This is a genomic window from Aeromonas sp. R1-1, assembly GCF_040908495.1.
Taxonomy (GTDB): Bacteria; Pseudomonadota; Gammaproteobacteria; order Enterobacterales; family Aeromonadaceae; genus Aeromonas; species Aeromonas veronii.
In genome coordinates, this window is record NZ_JBFODV010000291.1 from 1 (window position 1) to 15,916 (window position 15,916).

General features: G+C 58.2%; 17 protein-coding genes. 9 read left to right on the top strand and 8 right to left on the bottom strand.

Annotation, left to right across the window (positions count from 1 at the left end):
• Nucleotides 1–50 precede the first annotated feature (50 nt).
• Nucleotides 51–323, top strand: coding sequence for a hypothetical protein (locus AB5Y92_RS19670; RefSeq protein ID WP_164536149.1), 273 nt, complete (start codon nucleotides 51–53; stop codon nucleotides 321–323).
• 213 nt (nucleotides 324–536) lie between these two features.
• Here AB5Y92_RS19670 and AB5Y92_RS19675 read toward each other — a convergent pair whose 3' ends face one another.
• The 3 genes from AB5Y92_RS19675 to AB5Y92_RS19685 form a co-directional block, all read right to left on the bottom strand.
• Nucleotides 537–1,583 (bottom strand): NAD(P)H-dependent flavin oxidoreductase, encoded by a 1,047-nt coding sequence (locus AB5Y92_RS19675; RefSeq protein ID WP_368227425.1) that lies wholly within the window; start codon nucleotides 1,581–1,583, stop codon nucleotides 537–539.
• Nucleotides 1,580–1,858, bottom strand: coding sequence for a helix-hairpin-helix domain-containing protein (locus AB5Y92_RS19680; protein WP_368227426.1), 279 nt, complete (start codon nucleotides 1,856–1,858; stop codon nucleotides 1,580–1,582). The genes AB5Y92_RS19675 and AB5Y92_RS19680 overlap by 4 nt, the downstream gene beginning before the upstream one ends.
• 72 nt (nucleotides 1,859–1,930) lie before the next feature.
• A complete protein-coding gene (locus AB5Y92_RS19685; RefSeq protein WP_127006160.1) occupies nucleotides 1,931–2,572 on the bottom strand; it encodes a ribonuclease in 642 nt (213 codons plus the stop codon).
• A gap of 197 nt (nucleotides 2,573–2,769) precedes the next feature.
• Here AB5Y92_RS19685 and AB5Y92_RS19690 point away from each other — a divergent pair, with 197 nt between their 5' ends.
• Nucleotides 2,770–3,330 (top strand): carbonate dehydratase, encoded by a 561-nt coding sequence (locus tag AB5Y92_RS19690; protein ID WP_368227427.1) that lies wholly within the window; start codon nucleotides 2,770–2,772, stop codon nucleotides 3,328–3,330.
• An 87-nt stretch (nucleotides 3,331–3,417) separates the two neighbouring features.
• Here AB5Y92_RS19690 and AB5Y92_RS19695 read toward each other — a convergent pair whose 3' ends face one another.
• Entirely contained in the window at nucleotides 3,418–4,326 is a 909-nt protein-coding gene (locus AB5Y92_RS19695; RefSeq protein ID WP_368227428.1) for an S-adenosyl-l-methionine hydroxide adenosyltransferase family protein, read from the bottom strand.
• A gap of 198 nt (nucleotides 4,327–4,524) precedes the next feature.
• Between AB5Y92_RS19695 and AB5Y92_RS19700 the strand changes: the two genes are divergently transcribed.
• The 3 genes from AB5Y92_RS19700 (at nucleotide 4,525) to AB5Y92_RS19710 (ending at nucleotide 7,963) form a co-directional block, all read left to right on the top strand.
• Nucleotides 4,525–4,989, top strand: a complete 465-nt coding sequence (locus tag AB5Y92_RS19700) for a hypothetical protein (RefSeq protein ID WP_368227429.1) — start codon at nucleotides 4,525–4,527, stop codon at nucleotides 4,987–4,989.
• 156 nt (nucleotides 4,990–5,145) lie between these two features.
• The gene (locus AB5Y92_RS19705) at nucleotides 5,146–6,615 is read left to right on the top strand and encodes a GGDEF domain-containing protein (RefSeq protein ID WP_368227437.1); all 1,470 of its coding nucleotides are present in this window, start codon (nucleotides 5,146–5,148) and stop codon (nucleotides 6,613–6,615) included.
• 97 nt (nucleotides 6,616–6,712) lie between these two features.
• Nucleotides 6,713–7,963: a DEAD/DEAH box helicase gene (locus AB5Y92_RS19710; protein WP_368227430.1), complete on the top strand. Its 1,251-nt coding sequence runs from the start codon at nucleotides 6,713–6,715 to the stop codon at nucleotides 7,961–7,963.
• Nucleotides 7,964–8,048: 85 nt separating this feature from the next.
• Here the strand turns inward: AB5Y92_RS19710 and AB5Y92_RS19715 are convergent, their stop codons facing one another.
• Both AB5Y92_RS19715 and AB5Y92_RS19720 read right to left on the bottom strand, forming a co-directional pair.
• Nucleotides 8,049–9,320, bottom strand: coding sequence for a hypothetical protein (locus AB5Y92_RS19715; RefSeq protein ID WP_368227431.1), 1,272 nt, complete (start codon nucleotides 9,318–9,320; stop codon nucleotides 8,049–8,051).
• A gap of 229 nt (nucleotides 9,321–9,549) precedes the next feature.
• Nucleotides 9,550–10,314, bottom strand: a complete 765-nt coding sequence (locus AB5Y92_RS19720; protein WP_368227432.1) for a CphA family subclass B2 metallo-beta-lactamase — start codon at nucleotides 10,312–10,314, stop codon at nucleotides 9,550–9,552.
• Between the two features lie 339 nt (nucleotides 10,315–10,653).
• Between AB5Y92_RS19720 and AB5Y92_RS19725 the strand changes: the two genes are divergently transcribed.
• The 4 genes from AB5Y92_RS19725 to AB5Y92_RS19740 all read left to right on the top strand — a co-directional run bounded on the left by AB5Y92_RS19725 (nucleotide 10,654) and on the right by AB5Y92_RS19740 (nucleotide 13,380).
• The gene (locus tag AB5Y92_RS19725) at nucleotides 10,654–11,100 is read left to right on the top strand and encodes a hypothetical protein (RefSeq protein WP_368227433.1); all 447 of its coding nucleotides are present in this window, start codon (nucleotides 10,654–10,656) and stop codon (nucleotides 11,098–11,100) included.
• A complete protein-coding gene (locus AB5Y92_RS19730; RefSeq protein WP_368227434.1) occupies nucleotides 11,094–11,606 on the top strand; it encodes a DUF2971 domain-containing protein in 513 nt (170 codons plus the stop codon). Before AB5Y92_RS19725 ends, AB5Y92_RS19730 begins: the two co-directional genes overlap by 7 nt.
• A gap of 298 nt (nucleotides 11,607–11,904) precedes the next feature.
• A complete protein-coding gene (locus tag AB5Y92_RS19735) occupies nucleotides 11,905–12,807 on the top strand; it encodes a hypothetical protein (RefSeq protein WP_058057116.1) in 903 nt (300 codons plus the stop codon).
• A gap of 108 nt (nucleotides 12,808–12,915) precedes the next feature.
• The gene (locus tag AB5Y92_RS19740; RefSeq protein WP_230848173.1) at nucleotides 12,916–13,380 is read left to right on the top strand and encodes a CesT family type III secretion system chaperone; all 465 of its coding nucleotides are present in this window, start codon (nucleotides 12,916–12,918) and stop codon (nucleotides 13,378–13,380) included.
• 97 nt (nucleotides 13,381–13,477) lie between these two features.
• Here AB5Y92_RS19740 and AB5Y92_RS19745 read toward each other — a convergent pair whose 3' ends face one another.
• A complete protein-coding gene (locus AB5Y92_RS19745) occupies nucleotides 13,478–15,181 on the bottom strand; it encodes an amidase (RefSeq protein ID WP_368227435.1) in 1,704 nt (567 codons plus the stop codon).
• A 257-nt stretch (nucleotides 15,182–15,438) separates the two neighbouring features.
• Nucleotides 15,439–15,916 (bottom strand): agmatine deiminase family protein (locus AB5Y92_RS19750; RefSeq protein ID WP_368227436.1); only part of this gene is annotated, 478 nt, incomplete at its 5' end.

A 15,916-nucleotide genomic window follows, 5' to 3' on the forward strand; every position in this document is an offset into this window, starting at 1 on the left:
AATGAATTGCTGAAATAAACTGTTCGACTTCTTATTGCTAAGAAATCGTCTTGGTCACTTCACCAGACATTGAAAATCAAAAATTGTTTTTGATGCTCGATGCTGTGAGTGCCCACACAGATTGCTTGATTCAAATTGTTAAAGAGCGACGCAACAGTGTGTTGCTGCGGGAGTGGCATTCTACTCAACCGCCTTCTCGAGTCAAGCCTTATTTTCAAAGGCTTTTCGAGGTTATCGACGAGGTTATTTGCGTTGCCGCTTGCCCTGTCGATGTGGCGCATTATAGAGATCCAGCTCACATTGGCAAGGCTTTGCCGCAATAAAATTGCAAAAAAGTGCAATTTCTTGGTTATTCATATCAATACACAGCCTTTATACAGACTTATCCACAACCAAGGGTGAAGTGAGGACGTTTTACACCGGATAAATGCCTTACAAGGGTACTGGCCTGGCACTCATCCATCATCGCAGCACCGTCGCATCCGACGCACTGCACCAACGGCCGCTTCTATATAAAGATGCGTATATAGCAGTGCTTATCCCAATCCAGCCTCTTTGACCCAGCACGCTATCAGCTCGCCAGCGGGAAGATCCCGGCAGCCCGATACATCCTGCCCAGCCCAGAGCGGAGAGAAGCCGCTGTCCCCAACCTTCTCGGCGGCGGCACGCAGCGGTGCCAGTGCGCCACTGGCATAGGGGAAGTGAGGGGCAAGATCCGAGAGCGGGCTCAGCTCACGCATCAAACGGTTGACGATACCCCGCGCCGGACGGCCACTGAACAGATTGGTCAGTGTCGTCTGCTGGCCTTGGGGCGAGTGGAGGACAGCGCGATGCAGCGCCGAGGTGGTCGCTTCATGGCAGCAGAGAAAGGCGGTGCCCATCTGCACGGCGCTCGCCCCCATTGCCAGCGCGTTGGCGATCCCCTTGCCATCGACGATACCGCCTGCGGCAATCACCGGCAGATCGGTCACCGCGAGGATCTGCGCCAGCAGGGTCAAGGAGCTCTGCTGCAAGGCGAGATCATCGGAGAGGAAATGACCGCGATGACCGCCCGCCTCCAATCCCTGAGCGATGATGGCATCGGCGCCGTGTTGAGCGAGCCAAATAGCCTCCGCCACCGTGGTGGCACTGGCAAATACCTTGCCCCCCGCAGCCTTCACCCGGGCAAGCAGCTCGGGCGCGGGCAGACCGAAGTGAAAGCTGACCACCGCCGGTCTGAACTCAGCCACCATGGCGGCATAATCCTCATTGAAAGGTGCACGGCTTGGCGCCGTCGTAACAGCTGGGGGCTGTACGCCGAACTCGGCATAGTAGGGAGCAAGGCACTGCTGCCAGCTGGCCAGAGCAACGGGATCAGGTTCCCGTTGCCGATGGCAGAAGAAGTTGATGTTAAATGGCCCAAGGCCGCTTTGGGCAAGTCGCTCCAGTTCGCTGCGCAGCTCCGCTGGCGTGAGCATGGCGGCAGGCAAGGAGCCCAAGCCGCCCGCACGGGTCACGGCCAGCGCCAGCTCGCTTCTCTGCACACCGGCCATCGGCGCCTGAATAATGGGATAACGCATCCCAAGTTCGCTAAAGAGGCTCATCCATTCACCCCTTTTGCAGCGTCCGCCACCAGATGCGCGCGGGCCAGCGCAATGGCACCGTTGATGGCACTGCGCGCCTGCGGGCTGTTCTGCCAGCAAGTCGAGCCCAGCATGCTGGCTACCCGCTGGACAATATGGGTGGTATCGGCCTCGGCCAATCCGGCCAGGGTATGATAGCCCAGCTGTTCGAGCCGCCCGATAACGGTCGGCCCTACCCCTTTCACCCCGAGCAACATTGCCCGTTCTTGCGGGCCAAACCGGTTGTTGCCATCCATCTGTCAGACTCCTTTCCGATAACCGTGGTTACACATCAGGCCCGCAAGGGGCCCGATGGAGAGAGTGGAGGCTTAACGCACACTGCGCAGCAGGAAGTCCGGCTGACCACAGGAGCGACGCTCACGCTTTTGCATCTCGGCGGAGCAGGTGACCGCATCCGTCCCCTCTTTATTGACGCAGATGTAGATCTCCCGCAGGAAGCGGCCACCATCGGCGCACGCTACCGTGATGTTGTCGGGGGCCAGCCACTCGTTGGCGCTCGCCAGATCGGCCTTGAGCTGGAAGCTGGTTTTGCGCAGCGGCTCCTCCGGGGATTGATAAGCCGCCGGGATCTTCACCTTCTGGCGCAGATCGCTTGCCAGCTGATGGAAGTCCTGCTGGCTCAGGCCGGAGCAGGTACCGTGCTTCTCCCACTCATGGCGATAGAGGAAACGGCTGGGGTAGAGGTCGGCAAACTCGCTCTCCATATCGGGATCGAGCCGTTCGCGAGTGCAGTTGCTGGGGTAACCGCGATCGTACTGGGGCCAAAGACCATGCAGCACAAAGCCCAGCTTGCGGGAACACTGGTCCCGATCCGCCGGTTTGACGGCGCAGTGCTCGGGCGACCAGGAGAGCGCCATGGCGTAATAGTCAAACTCCCCCGCCTCCCCTTTGGCCTGCACGGCCGAGGAGAGCAACAAACCACCCGCCAACAGGGCAATCATCTTCTTCATCTATATATGTCCATTTCAACCAACTCGGGAATTGCTGCAATGCTCCCATATTCCAGCGCGCGGAAACAGTGGTCCCGCCAAGGCTTGCGACAAGGGTCAGACCACTTAGGGGTTTCACCGGATACTAACGAGGCGTAAGCTGGCATCCTGGCGCCGGGTGCGCCACCGCATCATTTCAAGCAACCACAGGATGTAACATGATCCGCAAGAATCCCTCCGGCCATCTGCCTGTCATCGACGAATCCGCCTATATCGACAAGACCGCCATCATCTGCGGCAAGGTGATCATCAAAGAGAATGTCTTTGTCGGCCCCTATGTGGTGATCCGTGCCGACGAGGTGGATGAGAGTGGAGATATGGAACCCATCGTCATCGGCGCCAACTCCAATATCCAGGATGGCGTGGTGATCCACTCCAAATCCGGCGCCGCCGTCACCATCGGCGAGTACACCTCCATCGCCCACCGCTCCATCGTCCACGGACCGTGCGAAGTGGGAAACCGGGTCTTTATCGGCTTCAACAGCGTGCTGTTCAACTGCCATATCGGTGACGGTGCCGTGGTGCGTCACAACTCGGTGATCGATGGCTGCGATCTGCCGCCGGAGTTCTACGTCCCCTCCACCACCCGCATCAACCAGCAGAGCGATCTGACCCATATCCCACGGGTTTCAGTGGATGCAGCCGAGTTCTCCGAGGACGTGGCCCACACCAATATCGATCTGGTCAAAGGGTACAAGGCGCTCTCCAACGAGTTCTGATCCCTCTGTATTCCCAGAGAACAAAACGGGCGCCGAGGCGCCCGTTGCTATTTCTATCTCCATTTATATTTGTACGACTTGTACGGCTCAGGAGCACTTCTTCAGGCTGATATGCCAGTTGGCGCCGGATTGCACCTGATGCTTGGCGGCGAAGCTGTCCATGTTCAGCGCCACCGACACCTGCAGCAGGCTGTTGAGGTAGACCAGCGGCTGACCTTCCGGCACATCGCCGAAGCTGCTGACGTAAGGGGCCTTGCCGTCATATTTGACCACATCCCCTTCGCGGATCTTGATGCAGGCGTTATCCCCCTTGTTGATCCCCGCCTTGGTCAGCAGGACATCATCGATATTGGTCCAGACGTTGCCGTACTGCACATCGAGGATCGGGATGGTGCCCTTGAGGGTGCCATCTTTCTCGGCTACCGCAGGCTGATAGGGGATCTTCACCACCTCGGCAGGCAGCAGCGGGCCGACCTGCTCGTAGCTGATGGCGCCGGAGGCGAGCCGTGCGCCGGTGTAGGCGTACACATCACGGCCATGGAAGGTGTAGGACTTCTCGGAGCCCTTGAGGCGGTTGAGCTTCTCATCGATCTGGCGCACCGCCTCGATGCCGAAGTGCTCGGCCACCAGAGTCAGGGTGCCGTTGTCCGGGGTCACGATGAAGTGGCCGCTCCTGGTCTTGAGCACTACTGATTTGCGCTCGGTACCGACACCGGGATCCACCACGCTGACAAACACTGTGCCCTTGGGCCAATACTGCAGGGTCTGGTAGAGGCGGTAGGAGGCTTCCCAAATATTGTAAGCCGGGATCTCGTGGGTCAGGTCATAGAGCGGCAGGGTGCGATCCACCCCGAAGGCAACCCCCTTCATGGCCGACACGGCGCCATCTTTGAGGCCGAAATCGGTCTGGATCACCAGCGCTTCGTTGGCGGCGGCGATGCCGCTTGCCAGCATGAGGGCGAGCGCAATAGCGCGGGGAGCGGTACGAATATCCATATCTGAACTCCTGAATCATCTGAGGATAACGAAACGGCAACAGCCATTTAGACATCCAGACTGCCACTGATGGATTTTTTTGCAAGGGGTTTGCAACAAAGTGAGGGACGACTCGCAGAAATTGTGCTCGCCAAACGTTGGCGGCGGGGGTATCAAAGGCAGAATGGGAAAACGTTTACAATACAGGAGCTAAGCACCATGACACAACCCGTACCGGAGATGATGACCCTGCTGCTGGAGATTGGTGAACAGAGCAGTCAGCTCTGGCTGAGCCAGCCAGATGCGGCCCCGTCACACTACCCGCTGGCCTTTGGCATCCACGCCATCCAGCCCGGGCCGTTTCGCCACGCGCCGCCCACCCCGCTCGAACTGGAGCGGGCCATCATGGTGGTGGAAGATGAGCTGATGCGCATCGCCCCGCAGATCCCGCCCGGCTTGCAGCTGACCCTGCGCAGCCAGCCGTCGCTGGCCGAAGTGCTGGGGGACAACCAGCTCGACCGGGATCTGGTGGAGCAAGCCTTTGGCCAGCTGGCCACCATGGCGGAAGGGGATCCCCTCGCCGCCAGCTTCCTGCCACGCGACGAGCACTTTGCCGCCGTGCTGCTGATCGTCAGGGAGTGGCTGCACCATCTGGCCAGCGAGAGCGTACTGATCGTGGAGTAGGGATAAATAAGTGGTGAGGTCTTCAGCTTCAGGCAAGGTTTGTCGGTGGATCCTGTCGGGATTTCATTCTCGTATACTTTGCCCGTATGGCGCCCTCGCCCCTATCGATACTCTAACCAGACACCTATGACCTTATTTTCAGGTAACCCCCCAGCCTTGCGCTGGCCACCGGCGTTTGCTCGCCAGTTCATCGTCAAAGTGGCCGGATTGGCCCTGCTCGCCCTGACCGGGCTGGGCACTGTCTTCTACTACACCTATCTCACTATCCAGCACGACATGGATCTCATCACCGCCAGACAGAAGAACGTGTTCGAGGTCTTCTACCAACGGGCCAAGATCCTCAAGGTGGAGAACATCACCAGCTATCTGGCACAACACCATCTGCTCGATCAACCACCGCCCCCGAATAGCGTCGGCAGCGACTATCTCTACGGATATGACCTCAAAAGCAAATACCGCTTTGCCGATATTCCGCTGCAATACCCGGCAGCCAATATCCTCAACACCTTCCGCTATGCCCTCTCCTATCCGGAGGTGATCAACATCTACACCATCTGGAATGACTACCGGCTGATCGGCATGGTGGCCGACAACAATGTGCTGCCCGCCAGACTGGCGCCGATCAAGGTGGATCTGATGACCCTGCCCGCCTGGTATCACTACTTCGGTTGCGCCAGCTTTGCCCCCGGACGCCCTTTGTGCAGCGCCGATGAGGCCTTTGTCTCCGATATCGAGATCGACAGCTTCAGCATGCGCAACACCATAGTGATGTACTTCCCCTTCATTCATCAGTCGGGGCGCGGCGGTTACAAATACGGGCTGCTCGGTATCGATATCGCCGTCGATGAAGCATTTAACGATGTGTTGCGCCCCTTCGATACCATCAACCCGACCCGCACCAACATATCGTTTGAAGCCGCCGAGCCCTGCAGCCCGAGGCATCTCTGCCTGAGCAAACCCTTTATGCGCACCAAGGCGGGGGATGATCTCTATCTGAAGTGGTCCTACAGCTGGTTCGATTTCGTCAAGCTGGCCCTGCATGGCGCAGCATTCAAGGTCTATCTCATCGTGCTGTTGCTGGGCATGGTGGCCTGGAAGCAGATCTACCTGCGGCTGCGCACCCTGGCGCACACCGACCACCTGACCCGACTGCCACGCCGGGATGTGCTCTGCCAGAGTCTGCTCCACGAGCACGACTACCTGATGATCCTCGATATCGACAACTTCAAGTCGATCAACGACACCCATGGCCATAGCGTCGGGGATCTGGCACTGGTCGCCTTTGCCCGCCATCTCAGAAGCAATATCCGCAAGGTGGACAGCGCCATCCGCTGGGGTGGCGAGGAGTTTATCGTGCTGTTCAAGGGGATGGAGGATGACGAGATGATGATCCACTCGGCTGGTCGCCTGCTGGATCGACCATTGGGGATCCCCGAGCTGCCCACCCCCATCACCTTCTCCGCCGGGGTGATCCGCATTCGCGACTACCTCACCGTCACCGAGGCGGTGCATCTCGCCGACGAGCTGCTCTACCACGTCAAACAGCACGGCAAGCACAACATCGCCTGCTACGAGGGCAAAAAGATCCGGCTGATCCGCCCGTTGCCGGACGACACAGAGGCATAGCCGCCTTCTGCCGCTCCCCCTGCTTCTGTTACCATCGCGGCCACGATCACTCACTGCATCGTGGCCGCAGGCCGCGATAACCCCGACTGGTGCCCCTATGTCCACAGCCTCCTTTGCCGAACTGGCCCTCTCCCCCCGCTTGCAGCAGACCCTGACCGAGCTTGGCTATGCCGCACCGACCCCCATTCAGGCTCGCGCCATCCCCGTCATTCTGGCGGGGCGGGATCTGATGGCGGGGGCACAGACCGGCACCGGCAAGACCGCCGCCTTTGTGCTGCCGCTGCTGGAGCAGTTGCTTGCGCAGCCACAAATGGAGTCCCAACGCCCGATCCGGGCACTGGTGCTGGTGCCGACCCGCGAGCTGGCGGTGCAGGTCGCCGAGAGCGTGGCGCGCTACGGCCAGGGCACCGGTCTCACCAGCACGCAAGTCTACGGCGGGGTGAGTATCGCGGCGCAGGTGGAGGCGCTTCAGACCGGGGTGGATATCCTGATCGCCACCCCGGGCCGTCTGCTCGACCATCTGCGTCAGGGGGCGTTGAGTCTGGCCGCGCTGCGCCATCTGGTGTTTGACGAGGCGGACCGCATGCTCGACATGGGCTTTATGGACGAGATCAAGGCGCTGCTGAAACAGATCCCGGCGGGTCGCCAGACCCTGCTCTTCTCCGCCACCTGCGACGACAACCTGTTTGCCCTCTGCAAGGTGCTGCTGCGCGACCCCGAGCTGATTGAAGTGGCACCGCGCAACACCACGGCGGCCGAGGTGGAGCAGCGGGTCTACACGGTGGACAGCGATCGCAAGCTGGCGCTGGTCGAACATATGCTCAAAGTGAAAGGGTGGGCACCGGCACTGATCTTCAGCCGCACCCGCCAAGGTGCTGACAAGCTGGCCCAGCAGCTTGGCAAGGCGGGCATCAATGCGCTGGCCTTCCACGGCGATCTGTCGCAAAGCGCGCGGGAGAAGGTGCTGCTGGAGTTTCGCGCCGGCACCTTGCAGGCGCTGGTTGCCACCGACGTGGCGGCCCGCGGCCTCGATATCAGCGATCTCAACTACGTGATTAACCTCGAGTTCCCGTTTGTGGCAGAGGATTACGTCCACCGTATCGGTCGCACCGGTCGCGCTGGCAACAAGGGGCTCGCCATTACCCTGTTCAGCCCGGAAGATGCACCGCTGCTGGAGAAGGTGGAAGCGGTACTCGACACCCGTTTGCCCCAGCAGTGGTTCCCCGGCTTTGAGCCGGATCTCACCCGCTTCGAGCCCGAGCCGCGCCGCAACAGCAAGGCGGCCCAGAAGCAGCGCGCCAGAAAGCAGGCCCTCGCTGGCAACAAGGGTGGCAAGGGCAGGCGTTAAGCCGGTCCTTCGCCGCCAATAAAAAAACGCCCGCATGGGCGTTTTTTTGTTATCTGACAGGGGCCAGCTCTTGGCGAGTAACCCCCTAACGGGTTGCCAGCACCAGTGGCAGGGATCGCAAGATCTGCCGCTCTGCCAGGGTCGATAGGATAAACATCACCATATAGCCGAGGCCCAGCGCCACGATAATCGCCACCACGTTGGCGGTGAACTCGGCCACCAGATAGTAGGCGGCGACTAGCGCCACTATGCCCGCCAACCGGATCAGCAAACTCCGGGTAAAGTAACCGTGAGCCTTGATATAGGCGAGCTGATAGCCGTTGAGCATCATAAAGATAAAGAAGATGGAGAAGTGGAACAGCACGGGCACCGCCCCCACGTAGTCGGCGGGGAAGAACAGCAACACCAGCGGCTTGCCCGCCAGCAGCATCAAGCCAAAGAAGGCCAGACTGACGATGGCGGAGAGACGGAAGATCCAGCGCCGGATCATCCTTATCTGGCGGTGATCGCCATTGCGCAGATTGACCGCCAGCTCCGGCAGCACAAAGCGGTAGATGGGGAAGACAAACAGGGTGGTCATATAGGTGAAGATGGGGCGCACCACCACCTGAAAATCCCCCAGCTCGTCGATGCTGAAGTGGCGGATGGTGAGCAGCACAGTGATGTAGATCATCAGGATACTGGCCCCCGCCTCCAGGGATGCGGTAAAGCTCTTCTTCACATAGCTCACCATCTCGGAACCGAGCGCCACCTTGGCCAGCGGCTTGGTGGCGATAGCCCGGCGCCGCGAAACATACATATAACCGGCGATGGCGAGCGACGAGAAGGTCAGCCCGTAGAAGAGCGAAGGGAGCGCATCCATCCCGAGCCCAAAGTAGCAGGCCATAAACAGCAGACCGTTGGCCAGCGGCTCCAGCCAGGTGACCCGGTTGGAGAGCGCATACATCCGGTACATGGCCACCAGATTGGTGAAGTAGACCTTGAGCCCCAGCCCGAAGATGACCCCCACCAGTTGCAGATACTCCACCCGGATATGGAGCCCGTGCTTGATATAGGGGATCACAGCACCCCAGGTGAGCAGCACGATGCCGATGAGGAAGTAGCGGAAGATATTGATGATGTCCCGATCGTTCTTGGTCTGGGAGTAGCTCACCACCATGGAGGAGCGAAAACCTGTCATCAGGATAAAAGAGAGGGAGATCAAATCCACCACGCTGTTGAACAGCGCCAGCTCTCCCTTGGCGACCCACTGCGCCAGCCACACCTTGAAGGCGAAGCCGATAACGATGCTGACCAGCGAGGCCCACATCCCGGTGATAAAGGCCTGCTTGAGGCGCGCGAGAGAGGCGTATTGCATAACGAGAATGGATAACTTTCAGGGAAAAGAGAGAGGGCCATCTTATGAAAGCCCACCTCCCTTGAACAGCCTTAATCTCGCAGTGCCAACGCCCGCAATAAGTGGCCGCAGAAAAGCCGCAACAGCAAAACCCCCGCTTATTTCCTGAAAGCGGGCGTTTTGGGGGGGTGCCGTTATGGCTGCTGATTGCAGCGATGGCACGGCTCGCAGGCTCTCTGCCACGCAGCAGCTATGACTGCGGCGCCGCCTTGATCAGCTCCTCGTAGTGATCAATCAGCTCGGGGCCGTGCAGCGGCGAGTCGTGGCCGCCGATCACCGTCTTGATCGGCAGCTTCATCGCTTTCAGCCGCTCGATGGTCTGCGGATAGGCCTTCACATTGGCAAAGCTCAGGTTGCCCAGCTTCTCCTTGAGGATGCAGTTGCCATAAAGCACCTGCTCGTCGGGGAAGTAGACAAAGATGCCGTCCGGCGTATGGGCCGGGCCCGCATAGAAGGCGCGCACCTTGCCCTCTTGCAGGGTGAAGTCGCCATCGTGCACCACGTTGGGCAACACCAGCGGCAGATCCGGATACTCCGGCAGCCCCTTGCGGGTAAAGGCGACAATCTCGGCCCAGTCGCTCTTCATCAGATCCCGGGTCTGGCGCGTCGCCACCACCTTGGCCCCGATGGACTTCCAGTAGGCGTTACCGCCCGCCCGATCGGTGTGGTAGTTGGTGTTGATCACCTCCAGCACCGGCTTGCTGCTGACCCGTTTGATCAGCTTGTGCAGCTCGCGGGCGGTATCCGGCGTCCAGGTCGCCCCCACCACCGTCACCCCCTTGGCCCCGAAATAGACCATGGAGTTCTCTTTGACGTAGTAGTTGTCCTCCACCACATAGACAGGGCCGCTCACCTGTTTGAGTTCGATCCCCGCCGCCCGCGCGCTGCCGCCCCAGAAACTCGCCATCAGCACCACGGCCCCGGCCAATGTGCACTTTATCCAACCTTTCATCATCTTGCTCCCTCGAACCAACCGCCCCCTCGCCACCCCTGTGGCAAGCCAGGCCTTTTAAGCAGTGGGCAGAAGATACGGGGGATTTGTGAGGGGAAAATGAGGTTGTGTGAAGAGAAGGTGAAGTCTGGGGGAAGTCAGGGGAAAGTCCGGAAAAATCAGCGGCGACCTCCTGTTCGCGAACATCCGAATACGCTGCGCTATTCGAACTCATGGCACTAACTGTGAAGACAATCATGCAAACTAAACAATGCTCAATCTATCCCGACAATAGATTAGAAAACAAATATGAAATCATATTATGACACATGAAATTACTCACTAAAACGTGCAGGCACGGTGATGAAGAAAGAGATTTTCTACAAATACAGGGCAATGAATACTAACCTAATAGAATCTCTTTGTTGGGATAAAATATTTTATGCATCACCCGCAACCTTTAATGACCCACTTGACTGCAAAATGTTCTCCATTGAGAATAACTCTTCAATTGAAGAGCTAAGAAAGATATATGCTAGGCTAAAGTTTCCTAGAACACTTAAAAATGCAGAAAAGAACATTAGAGGTAAAGACATTGAAGAAAAAATAAAACCCTTACTAGAAGAAATGGCAAAATCTATAGTAATAGATGACTTAAATAGAATGAGTTATAACTCAACCGATCCAGAGTATACCTGTACACCGGAGGATGCTGAAACTGGAATATTAACTTCAAATATACTTTCGGAGTTAAGGGAGCATTATAGTAGAGGTGTTTTCTGTTTTTCGAAAGATGGGAAAATATGCTAATGTGGAGCCATTATGGTGATGAGCATAAAGGTATCTGTATTGGATATAGCAATAATAGAAAGCCTATTCCTGATATCAAGCCTGTGATATATGGCAAGCATGGCGTGATAAAAACATCATCACTTTACAATGCCTTTGTTAAAAATGATAAAGATCAACAAGCCATCATAGAAAATGAAATTCTCTTAAAGAAAAGCAGAACGTGGAAATATGAAAAAGAATACAGACTGATAAGTAACATTGGTCTTCAAGACTCTCCCCTAATGTTAGAGGAAATCACGTTTGGTCTCCGATGCCCAGCTGAAATAAGGCATACGATTATCAAAATGATGGAAGGTCGACAACCAAGTATAAAGTACTATGAAATGGTATTAACAAACAATAATGCAAACCTGATTAAACAACCTTACAACGAAAATTGCGAGTGGAGCGTCCACTTACCCAAGGTAGCATATTCAGGCGTGGAAATTTTTGGTGAACATAAGATGGAAATGCCGAACCAATAACATATTTAAATAAAAACCATCCGCATAATGGGTGGTTTTTTCATTATCTCAGAATGAACCCGAGATATTTAACTCACAACAATCAAACCAACGGCGGCGTGCGTGGCGGCACCATGCGCTTGCTGCCGGTGAACTCAACGCCGAGGCAACACAGCAAACTGTTCCCCTCTCACCCACGACCAGTACAGACACGCCCCAAACTAAAATAGTGCAACCATGGCTAATAAACGGCGTTTTCACTGACGGGTATGATGCAGGCCAGATGTATCGCTTGTTAGTGAGATAAGGAACCAAGGTCATGGCTATTCATGGAGCTACCCCGGTGATGTTGAAGGCTATCGACAGCCTGCAGCTCGCCAGCGTCAATCCTGGCAGCAATCAGAAGCTTGCCCTTCATCTGGGTGAAGGCAAGGAGTACACCATTCATATCGGCAAGAGTGGGGATGTCTCCGTACAACGGGACCTGGCCCATTTAAGCACGCTGGGCCGAATCAAAAATGCGGTGGTCGATTTCTTTAGCCGCGCCACCACCAAGGGGGAGAGTGCGCTCACCACCCGGGCCACTCAAATTCAGTCCGAGGTGCAGCGGCAGCTGACCGAACTTGGCCAGATCAAGAAGCTTGTACAGCAAGCCTTTAACCAGCCCGTCAACGAGTTCAAGAACGAGGCCCAATATCTGAAGCCGGGTAGCGATCCCAAAACGGCGACCATGGCCGACATCACAGATGCCAACAAGAAGCGCCTCGGTCTGGAGACGCTGGATAAGGACTCCCTGAGCTTTGTGCAGCAGCACTTCTCCAGCTTTATCAACGGTAAAGATGCCATCTTCAGCATGCTGAGCAGTCGGGTGATCGAGCGGACGATCGCCCTGCACGAGTCACTCTCGGGTGAGGCACTCAGTTCGGCGTTGAATACCCTGGGCCATGAATCGGAGGCGTTCAACGCCAAGGTCAATGCCGAGTTCAATCGCAGCTTCGTGCAGCTGTTTGAGCAAAGAGCCACCGCCGAACTGGACGCCCTGACCAAGGCAAACACCCGCGCCAACAAGACCTCACCGCTGGTCGAAGAGCACACTGGCTCATCGGACGGGGAAAACGTCGCCGCCAAGATGAAGAAAAGCGTGCGCTTTAACGACAATCCGGTGAGCGATGTCCGGATGTTCGAGCTGGAAGAGGGCCGAGCACTCAATATCAAGGTGTAACCCTTGCCATGAATATGGATGACGGCCCGGCCCGCTCGGTGGCGGGCCGTCTCTTTGTGATCGTGCCCTGCCCCTTCGAAGACGACCGGGCAACCGGACTGGAGTGTTGTGTTGGATATCTATCAGAAAATCGTGGCCGAGCTGTCGGTCGAACCGCTGGCCTTCGATGAAAACGGCGTCTGCACGTTCGAGATCCAGCGAACAGCAGAGGAAGCGAGCGCCCCCTTTGTGGTCAATATCGTGGCTCAGCCCGACGAAATGGCGCTGGTGCTCTCGGTGACCACGGCGAGCGATCTTCCCGAGCGCCTGTCTCGCGAATTGTTCCTGCGTTTTGGCGAGCATGCCCTCGCCCCCTTGCGCCATGGCTACGGAGTCGGCATCTATCCCGGCACCGAGCGGGTATCGTTTTTCTCCCAACTCGCGTTGGGGAGCTATCGTCCGCAGCAGATCAGGGAAAGCCTCGCCGATCTGCTGGAGAAGGCCCACGAGTGGGAGGCCAGCTTGTCCCAGGATGAGCAGACCCCGCCTGTGACAAAAAGCGAAATGGGGGCGGGCCAGAACATCCGGGTGTGATGGCCAAAGCCAGAACATGGACGAAAAAAAGAGGGAGGCATGATGCCTCCCTCTCTCTTTGTGCCTGATCTAACAACTATCAGGCCAGCGGCGACGCTCAAGCCAACGGCGGCGTGCGTGGCGGCACCATACGCTTGCTGCCGGTGGACTCGAAGGCCGAAGCGAAACGCAGCAGATTGTTGTCGTCATAGGCACGACCGGCAAAGGTCAGCCCCACCGGCATACCGATATCGGCCATCACCCCCATGGGGACGGTGACGGTCGGCACGCCGAGGTGGCGAATGGCGAGGTTGCCGTTGGCAACCCAGATGCCGTTGCTCCAGGCGATATCGGCAGAGGCCGGATTCACATCCGCATCAGCCGGGGCGACGTCGGCGACGGTGGGGAACAGCACGGCGTCGAGCTTGAGCCCGTCCATCCAGTCTTCCAGATCCAGCTTGCGAGTCTTTTCCAGAGCGCGCAGGCCGTCCGGCACTGTGGGGATCTCGTCCCAGGATTTCAGGCCACGCTTGGCCATATTGACATACTCGTCCATGCCCGCCGCCAGATCGCCCTCGCGGTTCGGCAGGGTGCCCGGATCGTGGGGGAAGATCTTCGGCCCATCGACATCGGCCAGCTTGTTGAGCTTGGGATCACCGTTGGCGCGCAGGAAGTCGTCGAACGCCCAGCCGGAGAGCTCCCACAGCTCGTCGTTGAGAAACTCCGGGCTCACGATGCCGCGATTGAACACGGTCGGCGCGCCGGGTCGATCCCCTTCGCAGTTGGAGACCAGCGGGAAGTCCACTTCGATGACTTCGGCGCCAGCGGCTTCCAGCGCCTGACGTGCCTGTTCCCACAGGGCGATCACGGTCTCGCGGGTATGGATGCGCTGACCGGTCGGGCCGCCGATGCCGGGGTTTTCGCTGGTGCCAGCCAGTTCATCCTTGTTGATAAACATGCGCGGCACGCCGAGGCGCTTGCCCTTGAGGGCATCGGCCTTGGCTGCCAGATCCAGATAGGAGGCCGGACGAACCTCGGAAGCCTTGGGCAGCTGCACCCAGGGCTGCATGCGCCACAGATCGCCACGGGTATCGGCATCGTCGGCCACTACCACGTCGAGCACTTCCAGCAGGTCATTCATGGTGCGGGCATAGGGCACCACCACATCCATGGTCGGAGTCAGCGGCCAGTTGCCACGCACCGAGATGACGCCACGGGACGGGGTGTAGGCACACAGGCCGTTGTTGGAGGCGGGGCCACGGCCGCTCGACCAGGTCTCTTCGGCCAGACCGAAGGCGGAGAAGCTGGCTGCGGTGGCGGTACCGGCACCGTTGGAGGAGCCGGAGGCAAACGGCGCGGTCAGGTAGTCGGCGTTATAGGGGCTCTCGGCACGGCCATAGACACCGCGCTGCATGCCGCCATTGGCCATCGGCGGCATATTGGTTTTGCCAAGGCAGATGGCACCGGCGGCGCGCAGGCGCTCCACGGTAAAGGCATCGCGCTGGGCCACCAGATCCTTGAAGGCCGGGCTGCCGGAGGCGGCGGTCAGCCCCTTGACCAGATAGCTGTCTTTGGCGGTGTAGGGGATGCCGTCGAGCGGGCTCAGGGTCTCGCCACGGGCACGGCGGGCATCAGAATCTTGCGCCTCTTTCAGCGCATCGGGATTGGCGACCACCACGGCGTTGAGTTTGGTGGCAGTCTCGGGGCCGTTATAGGCCTCGATCCGGGCCAGATAGGCCTTGACCAGTTCGACCGCAGTAGTGCGGCCTGATTCGAGCGCGGCACGCAGCTCGGCAATGGAAACCTCGGTCACTTCGATCATTTAGGATCTCCTGTAAAAGGGTGACTGTTTGTCATGATGATCGCCGCATCAGCGCCTGCGACCATCACACCATCAAGAGATAAAACCCCACGGCGTGGGGTTTTGAATACCAGCTGGAACCGGTTTACGACCCGTCGCGAGAGGCCGTCAGCAAGGTGAAGAGCAGCGCAGGAACCGGAGTGTATGTGAATACATGAGGATTCCGAGCAGCACATGAGCCTTGATCACGGCTTCGCAGCAGGATCGTCATCCGGTTCTTATTTGCCGGAGGGGATCTGTTGTGTAATGCAGTGAATATTGCCACCGCCCAGCAGGATCTCGCGGGCCGGCACGCCGACCACGGTGTGCTCCGGGAAGATCTCTTCCAGAATGCGCTGGGCTTCGCCATCGGTGGCGGCATCCAGCAGCGGGTAGACGATGCGATCGTTGGTGATCAGGAAGTTCACATAGGAACCGGCCAGACGGCCTTCTGCCTCACGCGGCACACCGGTACCGCTCTCGACACCGGCAGACTCCTCTTCAGTGCAGAACAGCGGGCCTGGCTGGGGCAGCTTCCACACTTTCAGCTTGCGCCCCTTGGCATCGACCGCCGCTTCCAGCACCTTGAGGGCGGCTACGGAGCGGGCGTACTGGGGATCGTTCTGATCATCAGTCCAGTGCAGGGCCACTTCACCCGGACGGACGAAGCAGCACATGTTGTCGATGTGGCCGTCGGTTTCATCCATGTAGACGCCT